The sequence below is a fragment of the Paraburkholderia sp. RL17-337-BIB-A genome (assembly GCF_046025895.1).
Lineage (GTDB): Bacteria > Pseudomonadota > Gammaproteobacteria > Burkholderiales > Burkholderiaceae > Paraburkholderia > Paraburkholderia fungorum_C.
Genome location: NZ_JARESY010000002.1, coordinates 311,781 through 327,753, shown reverse-complemented (window position 1 = coordinate 327,753; position 15,973 = coordinate 311,781). Strand labels below are relative to the sequence as shown.

The 15,973-nt window shown below is 60.6% G+C and carries 13 protein-coding genes and 1 pseudogene; 10 read left to right on the top strand and 4 right to left on the bottom strand.

Going from position 1 to position 15,973, the window contains the following annotated elements; all coding sequences use genetic code 11:
- Positions 1-11: 11 nt before the first annotated feature.
- The 5 genes from P0D84_RS22475 to P0D84_RS22455 all read left to right on the top strand — a co-directional run bounded on the left by P0D84_RS22475 (position 12) and on the right by P0D84_RS22455 (position 4,502).
- On the top strand, positions 12-1,202 hold the full coding sequence (locus P0D84_RS22475; protein ID WP_408345900.1) for an acyl-CoA dehydrogenase family protein: 1,191 nt from the start codon (positions 12-14) through the stop codon (positions 1,200-1,202).
- Positions 1,199-1,642 (top strand): acyl-CoA thioesterase, encoded by a 444-nt coding sequence (locus tag P0D84_RS22470; RefSeq protein ID WP_408340499.1) that lies wholly within the window; start codon positions 1,199-1,201, stop codon positions 1,640-1,642. The genes P0D84_RS22475 and P0D84_RS22470 overlap by 4 nt, the downstream gene beginning before the upstream one ends.
- Entirely contained in the window at positions 1,639-2,034 is a 396-nt protein-coding gene (locus P0D84_RS22465; protein ID WP_408340497.1) for a RidA family protein, read from the top strand. Before P0D84_RS22470 ends, P0D84_RS22465 begins: the two co-directional genes overlap by 4 nt.
- Before the next feature lie 76 nt (positions 2,035-2,110).
- Positions 2,111-3,751, top strand: a complete 1,641-nt coding sequence (locus tag P0D84_RS22460; RefSeq protein WP_408345897.1) for an AMP-binding protein — start codon at positions 2,111-2,113, stop codon at positions 3,749-3,751.
- Positions 3,752-3,824: 73 nt separating this feature from the next.
- Positions 3,825-4,502 (top strand): glutathione S-transferase, encoded by a 678-nt coding sequence (locus P0D84_RS22455; RefSeq protein WP_408340495.1) that lies wholly within the window; start codon positions 3,825-3,827, stop codon positions 4,500-4,502.
- Positions 4,503-4,833: 331 nt separating this feature from the next.
- Here the strand turns inward: P0D84_RS22455 and P0D84_RS22450 are convergent, their stop codons facing one another.
- A complete protein-coding gene (locus tag P0D84_RS22450) occupies positions 4,834-6,009 on the bottom strand; it encodes an IS110 family RNA-guided transposase (RefSeq protein WP_408340493.1) in 1,176 nt (391 codons plus the stop codon).
- 206 nt (positions 6,010-6,215) lie between these two features.
- Between P0D84_RS22450 and P0D84_RS22445 the strand changes: the two genes are divergently transcribed.
- Positions 6,216-7,736 (top strand): DHA2 family efflux MFS transporter permease subunit, encoded by a 1,521-nt coding sequence (locus P0D84_RS22445; protein ID WP_408340491.1) that lies wholly within the window; start codon positions 6,216-6,218, stop codon positions 7,734-7,736.
- 161 nt (positions 7,737-7,897) lie between these two features.
- Positions 7,898-8,731: an AraC family transcriptional regulator gene (locus P0D84_RS22440; RefSeq protein WP_408340489.1), complete on the top strand. Its 834-nt coding sequence runs from the start codon at positions 7,898-7,900 to the stop codon at positions 8,729-8,731.
- Between the two features lie 146 nt (positions 8,732-8,877).
- On the opposite strand, the gene P0D84_RS22435 is transcribed toward P0D84_RS22440, so the two are convergent.
- Entirely contained in the window at positions 8,878-9,858 is a 981-nt protein-coding gene (locus P0D84_RS22435) for a hypothetical protein (protein WP_408340487.1), read from the bottom strand.
- A 286-nt stretch (positions 9,859-10,144) separates the two neighbouring features.
- Between P0D84_RS22435 and P0D84_RS22430 the strand changes: the two genes are divergently transcribed.
- The 3 genes and pseudogenes from P0D84_RS22430 (at position 10,145) to P0D84_RS22420 (ending at position 13,116) form a co-directional block, all read left to right on the top strand.
- Complete coding sequence (locus P0D84_RS22430; RefSeq protein WP_408340485.1) at positions 10,145-10,411, top strand: tannase/feruloyl esterase family alpha/beta hydrolase; 267 nt, start codon at positions 10,145-10,147, stop codon at positions 10,409-10,411.
- Positions 10,412-11,727: 1,316 nt separating this feature from the next.
- Positions 11,728-12,004, top strand: a pseudogene (locus P0D84_RS22425) (MFS transporter); the annotation flags it as partial.
- 215 nt (positions 12,005-12,219) lie between these two features.
- Positions 12,220-13,116, top strand: coding sequence for a fructose bisphosphate aldolase (locus tag P0D84_RS22420; protein WP_408340483.1), 897 nt, complete (start codon positions 12,220-12,222; stop codon positions 13,114-13,116).
- A gap of 411 nt (positions 13,117-13,527) precedes the next feature.
- On the opposite strand, the gene P0D84_RS22415 is transcribed toward P0D84_RS22420, so the two are convergent.
- A complete protein-coding gene (locus P0D84_RS22415) occupies positions 13,528-14,817 on the bottom strand; it encodes an MFS transporter (RefSeq protein WP_408340481.1) in 1,290 nt (429 codons plus the stop codon).
- Between the two features lie 39 nt (positions 14,818-14,856).
- Complete coding sequence (locus tag P0D84_RS22410) at positions 14,857-15,948, bottom strand: mandelate racemase/muconate lactonizing enzyme family protein (protein WP_408340479.1); 1,092 nt, start codon at positions 15,946-15,948, stop codon at positions 14,857-14,859.
- Positions 15,949-15,973: the final 25 nt, after the last annotated feature.

The window sequence follows — 15,973 nt, the reverse complement described above, 5'->3', positions numbered from 1 at the left end:
ATAAGGGCGATATGGATCTGCACAGCGCGCTGGCCTGGCCGTTCTTCGAACCACGCCACCGGGAACTGGCCGCGGGTATCGAAGCATGGTGCCGGGCTAATCTCTCGCATGTAGAGCACGGCGACGTCGATGCGACCTGCCGTCATCTGGTCCGTGAACTCGGCACGGCAGGCTGGCTGAAATACGGTGTCGGCGGCGTGGCCTATGGCGGCCACGGCGACACCATCGACACGCGTGCCGTGTGCCTGCTGCGCGAGACGCTCGCCAAACATTCCGGCCTCGCGGATTTCGCCTTGGCAATGCAAGGGCTCGGCTCAGGCGCGATCTCGCTTGGCGGCACGCACGAGCAAAAAACGCGCTATTTGCCGCGCGTGGCGAACGGCACCGCCCTTGCCGCGTTTGCTTTGTCAGAACCGGAAGCGGGATCGGACGTCGCTGCGATGGCACTGAGCGCGCGTGAAGACGGCGACGCCTACGTGCTCGACGGCGACAAGACTTGGATCTCGAACGGCGGCATCGCCGATTTCTATGTGGTGTTCGCCAGAACCGGCGAAGCGCCAGGCGCGCGCGGCATCACCGCCTTCATCGTCGATGCCGACACGCCAGGCCTGGAAATTGCCGAACGCATCGACGTAATCGCACCACATCCGCTAGCGCGTTTGCATTTTGCCGGTGCACGCGTGCCGCGCAGCCAGATGCTCGGCGCACCCGGCGAAGGTTTCAAACTTGCGATGCGTACGCTGGATATCTTCCGCACCTCGGTGGCGGCTGCGTCGCTTGGCTTCGCGCGACATGCGATGGCAGAGGGCCTCTCGCGTGCCGCGTCGCGCAAGATGTTCGGACAGACGCTCGGCGATTTTCAGCTGACGCAAGCCAAGCTGGCACAGATGGCATTGACCATCGACAGCAGTGCACTGCTGGTTTATCGCGCGGCCTGGTTGCGCGATCAAGGCGAAAACGTCACGCGTGAAGCGGCGATGGCTAAATGGCACGCGAGCGAAGGCGCGCAACAGGTGATCGACGCCGCCGTGCAACTTTACGGCGGCATGGGCGTGCAAAGCGGCACCGCCGTCGAGATGCTGTATCGCGAGATTCGTGCCTTGCGGATTTATGAAGGCGCCACTGAAGTGCAGCAATTGATCGTCGGCCGCGACCTTTTGAAGGCCCACGCCGCGCAAGCCATCAAGGATACGGCGAAATGAACACGACCTTCGAAAGACCGGTTCGTATCCGCTTCTCGCACTGCGATCCGGCCGGCATCGTGTTCTTTCCGCAATATCTGGTGATGACCAACGCGTTGGTCGAAGACTGGTTCAACGAAGGCCTGCAGATCGATTATGCGCAGATGATCGCGCAACGCCGCGTCGGCTTGCCGATCGTCAAACTCGATTGCGAGTTTTCGCGGCCGAGCCAGATGGGTGAAACGATCACGCTGGCACTCAGCGTCGTGGCGCTCGGCCGCCGCTCGATCAGCATCGAGATCGTCGGCTATTGCGGCGACGAAACCCGCTTTCGCGCGAAACAGGTGCTCGTGACGACATCGCTCGAACGCGGCACCTCCATCGACATTCCCGCCGACATCGCGAGCGCGCTCGCGAGGTTTGCTCCACAGCCAGAATCCATCGAGGCGCATCGCTCATGAAAAAAGCTCTCCTTCCCGCCGGTTGGATCAAGCCGCGCGGCTACGCGAACGGCGTCGCGGCCACCGGCACGCAAGTGTTCATCGCCGGCCAGATCGGCTGGGACGAACAGGCGCGTTTTCAGACCACCGACTTCGCACAACAGGCGATTCAGGCGCTCAGGAACGTACTCGCCGTACTGCAAGAAGCAGGCGGCGCACCCGAGCATCTCGTGCGCTTGACGTGGTACGTCACGGACAAGCGCGAGTACCTCGCCTCGTTGAAAGATATCGGCCGTGCGTTTCGCGAACTGATCGGCGACTACGACATTGCCATGAGCGCCGTCCAGGTCGTCGCGTTGATCGAAGACGAAGCCAAGGTCGAAATCGAAGCGACGGCCGTAATCCCTCAGTAAGCCCACGACACACGAAGCACCCAGCCACCAAGCCAAACGAAGCGCATTTAGCCGGCTCAACGCCCGGGAGACCATGATGGAACCGTCAGCACACGTCGATACCTTCGCGCGCGACAATCTTCCGCCGCAGGACCAATGGCCTGTCTTTCTGCTCGACAACCCGGATGTTGCCTACCCGGCGCGCTTCAATTGCGCGACGGAATTGCTCGACAGAACCATCGAGGCGGGACATCGCGACCGTCCGGCGATCTGGTCGGACGTGGACGGAAAACCGCAAGCCACCACTTATGGCGAACTGCTAGCACTGGTCAATCGCAGCGCGCATGTACTGGTCGACGAAATGGGTTTGCAACCGGGCAACCGCGTGCTGCTGCGCGGACCGAACACGCTGCACATGGCGGTGACGGCGCTCGCCGCGTTGAAGGCCGGCCTCGTCGTAGTGCCCACCATGCCGCTGCTGCGCGCAAAAGAACTCAAGCAGATCATCGAGAAGGCGCAAGTCAGCGCCGCGCTATGCGATGCACGCCTGACCGCTGAGCTCGCGCGCTGCAACGATCCTCAGGATGAGTTCTACTGCGCGGGCTTGAAACAGACGCTCCTGTTTCATGACGATTCCGCCGATTCGCTCGACACGCTCGCAATCAATAAACCGGACCACTTCGCCGCCTGCGACACCGCCGCGGACGATGTCTGCCTGATCGCTTTCACCAGCGGCACGACGGGCGCCCCGAAAGGCTGCATGCACTTTCATCGCGACGTACTGGCGATGTGCGATCTGTTTCCGCGTCACGTTCTCAAGCCTTCATCGAGCGATATCTTTTGCGGCACGCCGCCGCTCGCGTTCACATTCGGCCTTGGCGGTTTGCTGTGCTTCCCGTTGCGAGTGGGTGCGTCGACGGTGCTGATCGAGCGGCTCACGCCCGAGACCTTGCTGCAAACCGTCGAGCGCTTTCACGCGACGATCATGTTCACCGCGCCGACGTTCTACCGGCAAATGGCGCCGCTCATCGCGCATCACGACGTTTCGAGCCTGAAGAAAACGGTCTCGGCGGGCGAAGCGTTGCCGGATTCGACGCGCCGCCTTTGGCGCGACGCAAGCGGCATCGACATGATCGACGGAATTGGCGGCACGGAACTGATCCATATTTTCATCTCGGCGCAAGGCGACGCGATCCGTCCGCATGCCATTGGCCGCGCGGTGCCGGGCTACGTGGTGCAAGCCGTGGACGACGCCATGCAACCCGTGGCCCCTGGCACGATCGGCAAGCTCGCGGTACGCGGGCCGACCGGCTGCCGTTATCTCGCCGACGAACGGCAGGCGAAGTTCGTCCGCGACGGCTGGAATCTTCCCGGCGACTCGGTCTATCTCGACGAAGACGGCTACGTGTTCTATCAGGCCCGCGCCGACGACATGATCGTCTCCGCGGGCTACAACATCTCCGGCCCGGAAGTGGAAAGCGTACTGATGCAACACGACGCGGTGGCCGAATGCGGTGTGATCGGCGTGGCGGACGAAACGCGCGGGCAGATCGTCAAAGCCTTCGTGGTGTTGAACCCGGGTTATACGCCGGGTGACAAACTGGTCGCGCAACTCCAGGATTTCGTGAAAAATAGCGTGGCGCCGTATAAGTACCCACGCGTCATCGCTTTCATCGACTCGCTGCCGCGCACTGAAACCGGCAAGCTCAAACGCTTTGAATTGCGTACGCTCAGGTAAGCCCTCACGTAGCCCTCTTCTCGGCACAACATCCCTATGATGTGACACTTCACAGGCCAACGTCCCTCGCCCCATGCTGACCGTCCATCATCTGAACAACTCCCGCTCGCAACGCGTGTTGTGGCTGCTCGAGGAACTCGGCGTTCCGTACGAGATCAAGCGCTACGAGCGCGACCCGAAAACGATGCTGGCGCCGCCCGAGTTGCGCGCCGTGCATCCGCTCGGCAAGTCGCCCGTCATCACCGACGACGGCCAGACCCTCGCCGAATCCGGCGCGATCATCGAGTATCTGGTCGACAGGTACGGTCAAGGCCGTTTCGCGCCCTCGGCGGGCACGCAGGAGCGGCTGCGCTACACCTACTGGATGCACTACGCGGAAGGCTCGGCGATGCCGCCGCTGCTGCTGAAACTGGTCGCGCTGCGTATCGCCAGTGCGCCGATGCCGTTCTTCGCCAGGCCGATTGCCCGCAAGATCGCGTCGACGCTGCAATCGAGCTTCATCGATCCGCAGTTGAAGCTGCACCTTGGTTACATCAATAAGGAATTGGGTGCGAGCGGCTGGTTTGCCGGTAATGATTTCACGGCGGCCGACGTTCAGATGAGCTTTCCGCTCGAAGCCGCCACCGCGCGCGGCGGCATGGAAGGGCAGATTCCCGCAGTGGTCGATTTCCTGAAACGCATTCACGCGCGGCCGGCTTATCAGCGGGCGCTGGAACACGGCGGCAAGTACGAACTACTGGGTGGCGCTTGACGGCAAACGCCGCCCAGGAATTCGTAGTTGTGGGCCAAAAGCCGCGGGTACTAGACTGATATGACTTTCCGTGTCAATCGGGATCGGTTTTCGTTTTCCTCTGGTGGGCGCATGAATTTCCTGGAGGCGGCGTAGCAGTAAGTCTCGACGGTGGATCGCACTGATATCCGCGGGTTGGTTACCGCATTACAGAGGTCCGCCCCTTGAGCCTGCCGCTATCTAAAGCCGCAAATCGAATGATGTCCGTTGCATAGTCCAACCGCGGGTTGCTCGGGTGCCGGGCTACGCCGCCTTCAGGAAACTCGTCGAATCTGTGTTGCAAAGCTCAGCGCTACGCCGGCTGCTCGTTTCGCGTTACGGCGAGCGACATTGCGAGCTTGCTGATGTCCCAGATGAACCCCGCAAGTTCGCGTGCGACGGCGACGACAGCGATGTTCACATTCTTGCCGCGTGCTGCCAGCTTGCGGTATCGGCGGCAGAGTCGAACCTGTGCGTCCCAGGCACGGTCAAGGATGCGCTTGGGAATACCCTCATGTCGGCGCTGAATTTCCGGACTGACACGTGCCGGGTATCTGTAGCTCCAGGCGGCCTCGACGAGCAGCTTTCTTGCATAGCTGTTGCCGTTCTTCGTGATGCTGCCCTGGCGCCGCCGCTCACCCGAAGAATGTTCTGACGGCGTCACGCCCAGCCAGGCCATCAGCTGGCGCGGGTGCTCGAAGCGGGAGAGGTCCCCCAATTCGGAAAGCATGCCCACGGCGGTGATGAACTGTATGCCGCGCATGGTCTGCAGACCCAGAATGGCCGGATAGAATCGCCAGCCGACGACAGCTTCGTGCAAGGTCGCCTCGAGGCGCTCACATTGCGCAAACCTGTCTTCAATCGTGCGACGGCATTCGTCGAAAGCCAGTTGCTGCCAGTGGTTAGGGAATGCAAATACACTTATCCATCGCCGGTGCGCGGGCCCCCAGTTGGCGTTACCTGAGTAGCGAACTCCATGCGATAGCAGGAAGGACTTCAGCCGCTGACGGGCCTGTCTAAGATCTGCTTTCGCTGCCGCCCATGCACGAGCCAGGTCCCGGAACGCCTCGTCTTCAACATCCGGTACGTGTACCGCTGACAGGTCGCCAGCGCGCAGTGCGCGTACGAGCTTGACCGCGTCGCGTCGGTCCGTCTTGACACGCTCACCCGGTTTCTTCGGGATCAGGGACGGCGCGCATACCATGCAGTCGAATCCTCTCTCGACGAATTCCCTGTAGAGTCCATAGCCGCAGGGGCCGGCTTCATAGACAACGCGGACATGGTGCGCCTTCGACTGAACGCGCTTGCACAATCGATCGATATCCGCCTTCAGCGTTCCGATCTTGCCCAACAGTTCCACTTCGCCCATATCGATCGCGTACGCCACCGTGATCGACTCCTTGTGAACATCCAGACCGACAAACACCGTGCTATCGTGGTTCACGCTGGCCTCCGCGCTGGAAATCGCCGGGGTGTGCCCTGTGCACATCGTGCGGCTCTGGCAGTGATGCTAACCCGCGTCTGGTTCCTCACGGCTGGCCAGCCGCTGACTCAAGGAAAGTCATACTGCCTAAATTTCTCATTGCCATCAACGGGTTGCCGAACGGATTGTCAGCATCGCGCTGAGCGGCGGCACGTCCGGCATCCGCTTGTACCCCGCTTGCATCCGTTTGACCACGGCAAAGGAGTTCCCGCATGACCCATTCCATCCACGGCAACAAACGCTGGCTGGCGCTGATCGTTCTGTGCCTCGGCGTGCTCATGATCGTGCTCGATACCACGATCGTGAACGTTGCGTTGCCGTCGATCGCCGCGGACCTCGGCTTTACCGAGACCTCGCTGGTGTGGGTGGTCAATGCGTACATGCTTACCTTCGGCGGCTGTCTGCTGTTGGGCGGCCGGCTCGGCGATCTCTATGGTCATCGCAAGCTGTTCCTTGGCGGCATCACGCTGTTCACGCTGGCGTCGCTCGCGTGCGGCATGGCCAATTCGCAAATCCTGCTGGTGTGCGCGCGTGCCGTGCAGGGTTTAGGCGGCGCAGTTGTCTCCGCGGTGTCGCTGTCGCTGATCATGAATCTGTTCACCGAGACCGGCGAACGGGCCAAAGCGATGGGCGTGTACGGCTTTGTCTGCGCGGGCGGCGGCAGCATCGGGGTGTTGCTCGGCGGTCTGCTGACCAACCTGCTGAGCTGGCACTGGATCTTTCTCGTCAACCTGCCTATCGGTATTGCCGTCTACGGGCTGTGCGTCGCACTGTTGCCGTCGGCACGCGGTCATGCTCATGGCGAACGGCTCGACGTGGCCGGCGCGGTGACGGTTACCGTTTCGCTGATGCTCGCCGTATACGCGGTCGTGAACGGCAACGAAGCCGGCTGGACCTCGCCGCAGACGCTGGGCATGCTGTTCGCCGCAGTTGTGCTGTTGGCCATGTTTCTCGTCATCGAAGCGCGCGTGCAGCATCCGTTGATGCCGCTCGGGCTGTTCCGTTTGCGCAATGTTGCGACCGCCAATGTGGTCGGCGTGCTATGGGCGGCAGCGATGTTCGCGTGGTTTTTTATTTCCGCGCTGTATTTGCAGCGCGTGCTCGGTTACCGGCCCATGCAGGTCGGGCTCGCGTTCTTGCCTGCCAATCTGATCATGGCGTTCTTTTCGTTGGGCCTGTCGGCGCGCGTGGTGATGCGCTTCGGTCTGCGCGTTCCGCTTGCTGTCGGGTTGCTGGTCGCTGCGTGCGGCCTTGCGCTGTTCGCGCGCGCGCCGGTCAATGGCAGCTTCGTGCTCGACGTGCTGCCTGGCATGCTCCTGCTCGGCTTCGGCGCGGGCATCGCGTTCAATCCCATGCTGCTGGCTGCCATGAGCGATGTCGATCCGAGCGATTCCGGCCTCGCGTCAGGGATCGTCAACACGTCGTTCATGATGGGTGGCGCGTTGGGTCTCGCGGTGCTCGCGAGCCTCGCTGCCGCGCGCAGCAGCGCGATGCAGGCCTCCGAAAACGCGGTGGCCGCGCTCAATAGCGGCTATCACGTGGCGTTCCTGTTCGGCGCGATCTTCGCGGCGGCGGCAGGCATCTTGGGCGGCTTGCTGTTGCGGCCGGGGCAGCCGGGCGGTGCCGACGCTCATACTGACGCACAGGGTCACAGCACATCGGCATCGGCATCGGCATCGGCATCGGGACACGTTCGCCCCACCGGCAACGAGGCAGCAACGGAAAACTATTGACCCACGGGGTGGGTCCGGCTCACCGGCCGAGGACATTTCACCCACCGGAACGCACACCGCTCGCCACACACCGCACGCGAACCGTTGCAAAACCGCAAGCGCGATCAAACGCGCCGGAGCGCGCCTGGCTATGCTGGCTTCATGCAGACATGAGAGCCGATATGAACCCGGTTGGAAAAGCGCTCTGGTTTATCGAAAGCCATTTTGCCCAGGCGTTGACGCTCGACGAGATCGCCAACCGCGGATGCGTGTCGCGCTTTCATCTGGCGCGTGCGTTCGAAGCGGCTACCGGGCTTTCGGTAATGCGCTATGTTCGTGCGCGCCGCCTGAGCGAAGCGGCACGCCGCCTCGCCGACGGCGCACCTGACATACTGACGGTCGCCATCGACGCCGGTTACGGTTCTCACGAAGCATTCACGCGTGCCTTTCGCGAGCAATTCGGGCTCACGCCTGAAGCGCTGCGCGCGCGTGGTCATCTCGACAGCATTGCCATCGTGGAGCCGATCAAAATGGACGAAACCCTTCTCACGCACCTCGAACCGCCGCGTTTCGAAGACGGCCAGCCGTTCCTCGTCGCGGGACTGAGCGAACGCTATACCTGTGACACCAGCACCGCCATTCCGTCGCAATGGCAGCGCTTTGGCGCTTACTTCGGCAAGGTGCCGGGACAAATGGGCGGCGTGGCCTACGGCGTTTGCTACAACGCCGACGACGCAGGCAATTTCGACTACTTATGCGGCGTTGAAGTCAGCGACTTCTCGGCGCTGCCTGCGGAGTTGAGCCGCGTACGCATTGCCGCGCAGCGGTATGCGGTATTCAGCCATCGCGAGCATATCTCGACGATCCGGCGCACCCTGAACACCATCTGGAATCAATGGCTGCCGGCGTCGGGACACGTGCCCGCGGATGCGCCGAATTTCGAGCGCTACAGTGAGCAATTCGATCCAGTCAGCGGCATGGGCGGGCTCGAAATCTGGTTGCCGTTGAAGACCTGATTCGATGTGCAGCGGCAGTAGCGGGATGTGATCAGAGCGCTCCCTGTTTCGGCCTCCGTAGCGGTTACGCGGAATGCCTGGTGAGTTTCGCAGCACCGCGATCTGCCGTGAAAGACAGCCGCATCAGACTACGTGCGCGCTACGCGTTAGAACCGATAACCAATGCCGCCGAGGATCACGTCCGTGTCGCGGCTATAGCGTGTGACCACGCGGTTCCACGTCACGCGAGCCGACCAGTGCTGCGTGACTCGATACGAAGCCGATACCGACACGAGGCCAGACAGAACGCCGTCGCCCGTGTCGCGATCCTCGTCCGAATTTCCGTGATGAATGGCTGCGTATACGCCGGCACCAATGCCAAGTGTCAGGCGCTCGTCGAAAAAGCCTCGCGTGAGCCAGAGTTGCGCAGTCGCGCCATCACGCCGCGCGGTCAGGCCGTTGCCTTCGTGCAGGTAGCCGAGCGTCGCGTCGAGATAGTTCGTCAAACCGCGCCTGTATTCGATCGCCTCCGCCACCGATGTTTGCGACTCGAGACTGTTCAGGATAGTGACGCCGGCCATCAACGTGACTTCATTATTCGTCACCTTTTGCGTGCGCGGCAGCGCAAAGTCACGCGGCCCAGGCGTCTCGGGTGCGTCCAGTTGATAACCGATGCCAAGCATGATCGCCGTGGTGGACGGCCCGTTCGCCACCTGCACATGGTTGAGTTGCAGATTCGCCGTCCAGCGCTGGGACGAATACCATGTGGCGCGCGCGCTATAGACGACGCCCCAGCCATGCGTATTCGAATAGCCCTGGCCCTCTGCGGCCGCTTCGGTGTCGAAGTAACGATAGGGGCCCACGCCAAGCGCGACGACGAAGCGCCGTTGTGCAAGTGGAAGTCTCCCCCACACCTGCACGAGCTGGCCATCGCGGTGATGATTGGGCATATGCCCTTCGTTGAGCCAGGTGATGCTGCCGGCGAGGTACTGGCCGAATCCCTCCGTATAGTCCATCGACCACGCATAGGAATGGCTATGTTCGCCCGTCAACGGCCCGGTGTACAGCGCGAATTCCTGGGCCGACGCAGGGACGGTCCATATGCATAGCGCTGCGGCGGCGGAGGCGAGAGTGCAGTTAACCTTCATCGTTATCCGAGATCCTCGGTCATGACGGAAAGCGCGCCAGCTCGGCGACTCGACGTTCTGACAGTCGCTCGCGGGCATTGTGACAGGATTTCGCGGAAAACAACTTTCGAAAGACGAGCGGTTTATTTCTTCAGTTTACCGCGACGATGTCTCTCAAGCTCAAGGGCGATTAGTCGCAGACCTATCTTATGCGACTGGAATAGGCCAGCTAAATGGCGACCTGGAACTCGGCCTTCGGCACTAGAGGTCCGCTAGACCGCTGCCTCCCGGTACTTCGCGAACTTCGATGTCTGTCCGATATGCGCGGTTCTACTGCGAGGCCGGCGTCGGTCATGTCATCGGCGGCAATGGGCCGGATCAGTTCGACTATATTGGTCCCATGATCGCCTGGGTTGAGCAAGGCGTCGCACCCGGTCAATTGACGATGACCAAACTTGACACGAACGGCAACGTGACAGCAACGCTTCCTGACTGCCCGTATCCGACGGTGCCGCACTACAACGGCTCAGGAAACATCAATCAGGCAGCCAGCTATAGCTGCGCAAGCAGTTAAAAGAGCACCGGCCCGTGACGCGGACGAGAGACGGCCACGAGTTGTCGCTCGTCCAACGCATGGGTCGATCGCTTCATTTAGTTAGCGAAGCTTCCACAACAGGATTGGACGCAATATTCTTTGGACGATCCACCGCGGTTGGATCCGCGGCGTCCCATTTCAGTATGGCATCACCCAGTGCCCTTGGCGTCTGCGTAAGACCGCCTACCTCGGACGAGTCAAGGTCTTCCCCGAGTAGTTCGCGTACGACCCTGGTGGCCGATGAGGCGCATGTGTTCGTGAAGCGCCACCCGGTGTATGTGCCCATGATCGCGATCGCGCGCCTGGCTTGTGTCTCGTTTAGCTTGTAGTATCGAACGCTGCAGCCTTATAGTGTCGCTGGATTTCACGACCGAAGTTAACATCGAACGATTCGTCAGGTATGACGCCAGTCGGATTCCTAACGATTCGCTTGGTTTCGAATAATGTCGTCGTCCACAAGCCAACCGTGGTCTGCTTACCATTTGTGAAATGAAGGCTGACCCACGCATGTCCGTCTGTGAGACTGGCGCTCCCAATCACACTGCTGTGTATTCCGAGGACTTCGAGCACAAGATGCGTCACGGCCAACCTGATTTTATTTAGCGAAGGCCCCAAAGCGTGCCATGCGCCGATAAGTTTAATCGTCCGCAGCAACAAAAAGCATTGAGATATAGAGAACAGTCGAGACGACAATGATACCGACCCCGACTAGCACTTTAGTCCTATTAAATTCGAGACCACCATATATCACGACAGCGATTCCACCTACCGCCGAAAGGGTTCCTACAGCCGCCAACCCGACGTGAACCTTGCTTCGGATAAGCTTTCTTCTTTCGGGTGCAATTGTCGATTTCCATCGCTTCTGTCCCATTCGAAGCTCCTTCGAGTAGTAATGCGGCCCTTCGGTCTTCGTCACATCTAACCATAGTGCGCTCAGAAAAGGAAACGCGCTCCTGCATTGAACAGCCTCCCATGGGTGCCCACGTCACCGATGAGTGTTGCCAGGTCGCACAGTCATACAGCGACAGCCGCCCCCTGTGCGACAGATTGCAGGCCAAAGGTGCGAACTGTAAAGAGATCCTTCGGCTTGGAACGCGACGTGGCCATTCTGTGGAATAGGCTGGGCGAATTGGCGGTGTGTCATGGCTGCTTCAGTTGGCTAATTACGCCTTTACTCGTTCTGCTAATGTTATAGGGGTCTGCTCCCTCATTGGCCAGAAGATCGCACGGAAAATCATGTTCGATTGACTGAAACTGACCGCACAGAGTCCGACGGCGGCTGGCTCAGTACGACTCTGGCGCTCGCTCTGATTTACTTCGGTACCTCGGCGGGCCTGTACACGCTTGGTCTTTGGGCTCCGCTGATCATCCGTCAGTATGGCTTCGGCTCGTTCGAGACCGGCCTCATTGCAGGCATGCCCAGCGTGCTGGCCGTTGTCGCAATGATTTTGTGGGCGAAAACCGAAGAACGCACGTGGCACGTGGTGATCCTGTGTGTCGTCGCATGCCCTGGGTTTTGTCTTTGTCGGCCAGGCCACAACGGCATTGATGGTCGTGCTTGCACGGGTCATTCAGTCTGGTCTTCACCCACCACCGGTGTCTCGACCGATGGCGCGAGCAGCGCGTGGAGAGGGAACTCATAAAAAAAGTCGCTAGATGCAACACCGGCGACCGTCCCTTCATGGAGTCTGACGTTTGCGATACCAGTACACTAAGCGTGTTGAACGCAATTGGTCCGGACCAGACGTGCCTGGTCCGATATTCGGAGTCGACAGAGGGAGACGATCATGGCAGATGAGAAGATGCTGGCGCAAGTTCGTGAAAAACAGGGATTTTTTGCGGCCCTGGACCAGAGCGGCGGATCGACCCCCGGCGCCTTGAAGCTTTACGGCATTCCGGAGAGCGCCTACAGCGGTGACGCTGAGATGTTCAAACTGATACACGAGATGCGGGTGCGCATCATCACCGCGCCTGCCTTTACAGGGGACAAGGTCATTGGGGCCATTCTGTTCGAAGCTACCATGGACGGACAGGCACTGGGGAAACCCGTTCCGGCCTTCCTGTGGGAGGAGCGCGGCGTCGTGCCCTTCCTGAAGGTCGATAAGGGCCTGGAAGCTGAAGCCGACGGCGTGCAACTCATGAAGCCGATACCCGGGTTGGACGAGTTGCTCGATCGGGCCACGAAGCTCGGTATCTGCGGTACCAAGATGCGTTCGGTCATCAACCTGAATTCGGAAAACGGTATCGCTGCGATTGTGAAGCAACAGTTCGCACTGGCATCACAGATCGACGCGCACGGCCTGATGCCGATACTGGAGCCAGAGATTTCGATCAAGAGTCCGGACAAAGCAGGGGCGGAAGCCACCCTCCTCGCGGAACTGACCAAAGGTCTCGACGCCTTACCAGATAGCCGTCGCGTGATGCTCAAGCTGACCATACCGGACGTAGCGGACTTCTATCGCCCCCTGATCGAGCACCCGCGCGTCGCGCGGGTAGTCGCGCTTTCAGGAGGCTACACACGAGCCGACGCCTGCGAACGGCTCGCTTCCAATCACGGCATGATTGCCAGCTTTTCAAGGGCATTGATCAACGAGCTCAAGGAATCGATGAGCGACAGTGAGTTCAACGCGACGCTGGCGAAGAGCATCGACGAGATCTATCGGGCCTCTGTCGTAAAGGTTTGAAGCGATTTTCAGGAGGGCGGCCCCAGACGGATAAAGATTCCCTGGGTCGCAGAATATGAACGCCCTGCTTTGCCCGGGCAAAGCTCGCGGCCTGAGGGTTTGCGAATGCCTCCTCGCACCTCCGCATAAAGCGCGAGGAGGCAGGCTCAACGCGGGCGCGACGGGTCGAACGGCCGCTAGCGATTGAACTTCGGCCTTTCATCGCGGCACGGCGAACGTCCCTTCATGCCCGAACCCGGCCCGACGCAGACCTCGATTGATCGCTGATCGCAGCAGGGGTGCGAAAGGCATAAAGCGACTCTGAACAGCCTTTCAGACCGGCGCAACATCAATCGCTGTTTCTGGGAGTACCTTGACGCATACAAATGACTAATGCGACAGCCAGCGGATACTCCGCGGTCCGGCGAGTGCTCACGCTTCCCCCGATTTTTCGTACAACTGCGCCTCAAATTGCTGAGCTATCCCGATCACACGAATCCGGGTGGCCAGGACCGCAGCGATGCCGAGGCTAGCCACCAGGAGAAGCATGCCACTCGAGAAAGACCCGGTCTTCTCATTGATGTAGCCAACTGTATAGGGCCCGACGAAGGCACCGAGATTGCCCAGTAAAGAAATCATGCCCATCGCGCTGCCGCGCAGCTGCGGCGGAAAGTTCTCCGCGGCAATGGCCCAGAAAGGCGCATGCGCCGCAAAGAGGAACGTCCCGCTAAGAACCAGAAACGCGAGCGAAAGGAGATAGTTATGCGCCAGCACCGACAGAAGCAGGAAGAAGCCAAACCCGAGCAGCACGATGGCGACGACGCGGTTCTTGTGCATTGTCTTGTCGGAGATCCGGCCCGCGATCAGCAGTCCGACCATTGCCGTGATATACGGAAGCGTCGAGACGTAGCTGGTATAGGTGATGCCGGCGCCAGAAAGCGTCTTGACGATCGCCGGAATCCACATGAACATGCCTGTCGCGCCGATCAGCCAGAAGCCGTACACCGCACTCATCAGCAGAACCTGCGGATTCAGGATCGCGTTCTTGTAGTCTTGCGCGGAAGCCTTCTTCCCGGGTTTCTGCTGCCCGGCAAGAATATAGTCGCGCTCCTCGCGGGATAGCCACGCTGCCTCCTGCGGACGGCTGGCGGCGGTCAAATAGTAGACGACGCCGAGAACGACGGCCGGCAAGCCCTGCAACACAAACAGCATGCGCCAGTCGAAATGGCTGAGCAGCACGCCCGACAGGGGGCCCATGATGATGAACGACAGCGGCAGGCACAGCAGCCAGACGCCGTTCGAGGTGCTGCGCTCGTTCTCGGGGAACCAGCGCGCGAGAACAACGAGGATCATCGTCCAAACGCCGCCATCGATCACGCCCAGCAGAAATCGCAGTATCAGCAGTTCCGCGCCGTTACGCACCAGGCCGGTCGCCATCGCGACCACGCCCCATGCGATCGCCAGTAGCATGATGAGGCGGTTGGCATCGTATTTCTCGACCAGAATCCCGCTAGGCACCTGAAGAATGGTATAGCCGAGGAAGAACAGGCCGCCGGCAAGGCCGCTTGCTGCCGTGCCGATACCGAGATCCCGGTTCATGCCGCCGATGACGGCAAAGCCGAGGTTGTTACGGTCGATAAAGTTGATGATGTACAGGCCCAGCAGACATAGCAGGACCCGTGTCCATCGTTTGCGGGGGATCGTTTGTGTGGCGGGATTCATCTATCTCCTCCTTTAAAATAATTGTTTTTCTAGTGACGTTCAATTGACGCGGTAGCGCGCGATTAGCGCCTCATCCGGATCGCAGCCCAGGCCGGGTTCCTGCGGCACGGAGGTCTTCCCGTGCCGCGGCAGCGTGAACGGACTGAACGGCGCTGTTCCCAGATTCATGTACAGCCGCTCCAGCGGCGCCTCCTGCTCCAGGCACGCGGCGATATGCAGCGACGCGAGATAGCCGGGGCCGAAATAGGCGCAATGGGGAACGACGCGGACGCCGAAACTCTCGGCCACGGCATTGATTTTCAGCACCTCGGTGATACCACCGATCTTGGTGACGCTAGGCTGGGCGATATCGACCGCCCCGAGTTCGAACATCTTTCTGAAGTCGTGGAGACCGCCGGCGTTTTCACCTGCCGACAGAGGCACGCCCCTGGCGCGCAGTCGCGCCATGGCGGCGTGATCCTCCGGCGGCCAGATCGGCTCTTCCAGCCAGTAAATGTTGAGCGGACGCAACCGCTCGACCATCGCACAAGCCTGGCTGGGCGTCCAGGGGCAATTGGTGTCGACCATCATCTCGATGTCCGGGCCGAGGACATCGCGCGACATTTCGATAAGGTCTGGATCGACCTCGTGGAGCTTGATGTAGCGGTAGCCCTGTTCGGCAGCAAGCCGTAGGTTCTTTTCCAGCGCGCTTGTCTCGCCATAGCGCAGCAGACTTGCATAGACCGGCAATTCCTTACGCACGGCGCCGCCGATCATGGCGTGCAGCGGCAGGCGCGCGCGCTTACCAGCGATGTCCCAGAGCGCGATGTCTACGCCGGAGACGCCGTAGACCAGCGGGCCGTTGCGTCCGAACAGGTGCAGGGTGCGACTGACCTCGGACATCAGGGCGGTGATATCGGTGGGGTCCCGGCCGATCAGCATTGGCGCGATCATGGTATCGATCACCAGCTTGGTGGCGGGAGCGACGGCATGACCGAAAGCTTCACCCCAGCCGGTGATCCCAGCGTCGGTCTGAATGCGGACCAGCAAGATGTTGAGCATGGTCGCGGGATGTCCGGCGATCGCCTTCGGGCCACCACCGATGTCATAAGGAATCTGAAGCAGAATGGTTTCGACTGAAGTAATTCTCATGTGATGCTCATCTCGCTGCGAAGAA